This is a genomic window from Actinomadura sp. 7K534, assembly GCF_004348575.1.
Lineage (GTDB): Bacteria > Actinomycetota > Actinomycetes > Streptosporangiales > Streptosporangiaceae > Spirillospora > Spirillospora livida.
On the sequence record NZ_SMKB01000432.1, the window covers coordinates 1 to 2,544 of the forward strand.

Here is a 2,544-nt window from a genome sequence, read left to right on the forward strand (position 1 = left end):
CGCCGGGGGTGTCCGGGGGCGTCGTCGGCGAACCGCCGGTCGGCGGGGGCGTGGCCGGGGCGTCCGGCCGGGACGGCGAGGGCGCCGGCCGGTCCGTCTCCTTCGAGGGGGTGCCGGCCGGTGCGGTCGCCGTGGGCGCCGGGTCCGCGCCGCCGCCGGCGGGCGCGCCGCCGGTCTGCGGCGCCGGGCCGGCGGCGCCGCCGCCCGCCGGGGCGCCGGGGGAGCCGGGCACCTCGCCCGTCGCCCGCTCGGTGCCGGACAGGCCGGGCACCGGGTGCCGGGGGCCGCTGTTCGCCGCGGACGCGGGGTTCGCCCCGCCGCTCGACGACGTCGGGACGATCGAGGCGGAGCCGCCGCTCTTCGGCGTCGGCCAGGTGGCGAGCAGGCCGATGACGGCCGCGGCGGAGGCGGCCACGCCGGCCGCGGCGCCGAGGCCGCGGTGGAGACCGCCCGTCAGCCCGCGCCGCGCGCGGTCGCCGGCGCCGCGGCGGGGCCGATCGGCGCCGATCACCACGAGCGGGCTCGGGGACACGACGCTCGGCAGCGGCCGGACGGCCTCGTCCTCGCAGGCGGCGAGGACCTGGTCGCGCAGCCAGCCGGGCGCGCGGGACGGGGCCCGCCGGGCGAGCAGCCGCGGCAGCCGCTTCTTCTCGAACGCGGTGATGAGGTCGTGCCGCGCGTCGGCCGTGCCGCGCATCAGGATGTCGAGGACGGACCGCTCCAGACGCGTCCGCGCCGCGTCGAGCAGCTGGACGACCGTGTCCGGCGCGATGCCGAGGACGCGGGCGATGTCGTGCGGTTCGAGCCACTCGCCCGCCCACAGCAGCAGCACCTCGCGGTGGTCGGCGCGCAGGGCCCCGGCGGCGCGCAGCAGCGGGTCGGCGTCGGCGAACAGCACCCCGCCGCGCCCGTCGAGGTTGCCGGCGAACGCGCCGCGCTCGGCGCAGGCCGACCGCGACAGCGAGTACAGCCACAGGACGGTGTCGCCGCGCGGCGGCTGGTGGACGGCCGCGGCGAACGCGTCCCCGACGGCCGCCGCCGCGCGCTGGTCGCCGACCAGCGACCAGCAGTACGCGTACAGGCGGTCTGCGTGCGCGTCGTAGAGCGGACCCATGTCTCCGCGCATGTGACCTCCCCGATCGTCGGCCCGGCATCCACAAATGGTGCATACCGCTGGTTGACGGACTCTAGCGTCTCCGGTCAATGCCTGAGAAGTCCGTGATTAGGCGTGGCGTCGAATAGCACGGAAGGTAACGGAGACGCGTGCGGACGGTGATGTTCATGGAGATTTAGCGAAGTTCGCGAATTCAGTCGGATTTCTGATCCGGTTCAGGTGGGAAGGTTCGGTTCCGCCGTCACCCAGGTGAGGAGTGAGCCGTGTCCCGGTTGACCGTAGAGGACGTCTACCAGCACGTTCGCGGTGTCTGCTTCAAGACCGGCCCGCCCGGGACGGTCGGCGCAGAGACCGAGTGGTTCGTCGTCGACGCCGCCGACCCGGCCGCCCACGTCCCCGGCGACCGGGTGCGCGCCCTGGTCAGCGCGGCGGGCCCGCCGCCCGGCGGCAGCCGGATCTCCTACGAGCCGGGCGGGCAGCTGGAGCTCAGCTCCGCGCCGTTCCCCGGGCTCGGGGAGCTGCACGCCGAACTCGCCCGGGACGTCGCGCACGTGCGGGCCGCCCTCGCGCCGGACGGCCTCGCCCTCGCCGGGCACGGCGTCGACCCCGTCCGCCGGCCCCGCTACCAGGCCGACCATCCCCGCTACGACTGCATGCGCGACTACTTCCGCGCGGGCGGATTCCCGGACGCCGGACTCGCGATGATGTGCTCGACCGCGTCCGTCCAGGTCAACCTGGACATCGGCGCCGACCCCGACGACGCGTGCCGCCGCTGGCGGCTCGTGCACGCGCTCGGCCCGGTGCTCGTCGCCGCGTTCGCGAACTCGCCGCTGCGCGCCGGCCGCCGGACCGGGATGCGCTCGTCCCGGCAGGGCATCTGGACCGAGCTCGACCCCTGCCGCACGCTGCCCGTACTGCGAGACGGCGCGGACGCCGACCCCGCCGAGGCGTGGACGAGGTACGCGCTCGACGCGCGGGTCATGCTCGTCCACACCGCCGAGGGCGAGTGGGTCTCCGACCCCGGGATGTCGTTCCTGGAGTGGCTGGCCAAGGGCGAGCCCTGCGCGGACGACCTGGCCTACCACCTGTCCACCCTGTTCCCGCCGGTCCGGCCGCGCGGCTGGCTGGAGCTGCGGATGATCGACGCGCTGCCCGGCCCGTACTGGCCCGTCCCCGTCGCGGTCGCGGCCGCGCTGCTGGACGACCCCGCGGCCGCGCGCGCCGCGGAGGAGGCCGCCGAGCCGGTGGCCCACCGGTGGGCGGAGGCCGCCCGGCTCGGCCTCGCCGACCCGCCGCTGGCCGCCGCGGCGCGGGCCTGCTTCGCCGCGGCGCTGGACGCGCTGCCCCGGCTCGGCGCGCCCGGTCTCGTCCCGCTGGTGGACGAGTACGCCCGCCGCTACGTCGAGCGGGGCCGCTGCCCCGCCGACGAC

The 2,544-nt window shown here is 77.2% G+C and carries 1 protein-coding gene and 1 pseudogene; one reads left to right on the forward strand and one right to left on the reverse strand.

Annotated elements, in window-relative coordinates:
• A pseudogene (locus E1266_RS36795) lies at positions 1 to 1,126 on the reverse strand (hypothetical protein); the annotation flags it as partial.
• A 251-nt stretch (positions 1,127 to 1,377) separates the two neighbouring features.
• Between E1266_RS36795 and egtA the strand changes: the two are divergent.
• Positions 1,378 to 2,544: ergothioneine biosynthesis glutamate--cysteine ligase EgtA (egtA, locus tag E1266_RS36800; protein ID WP_132055152.1), on the forward strand; the 1,167-nt coding region annotated here is incomplete at its 3' end.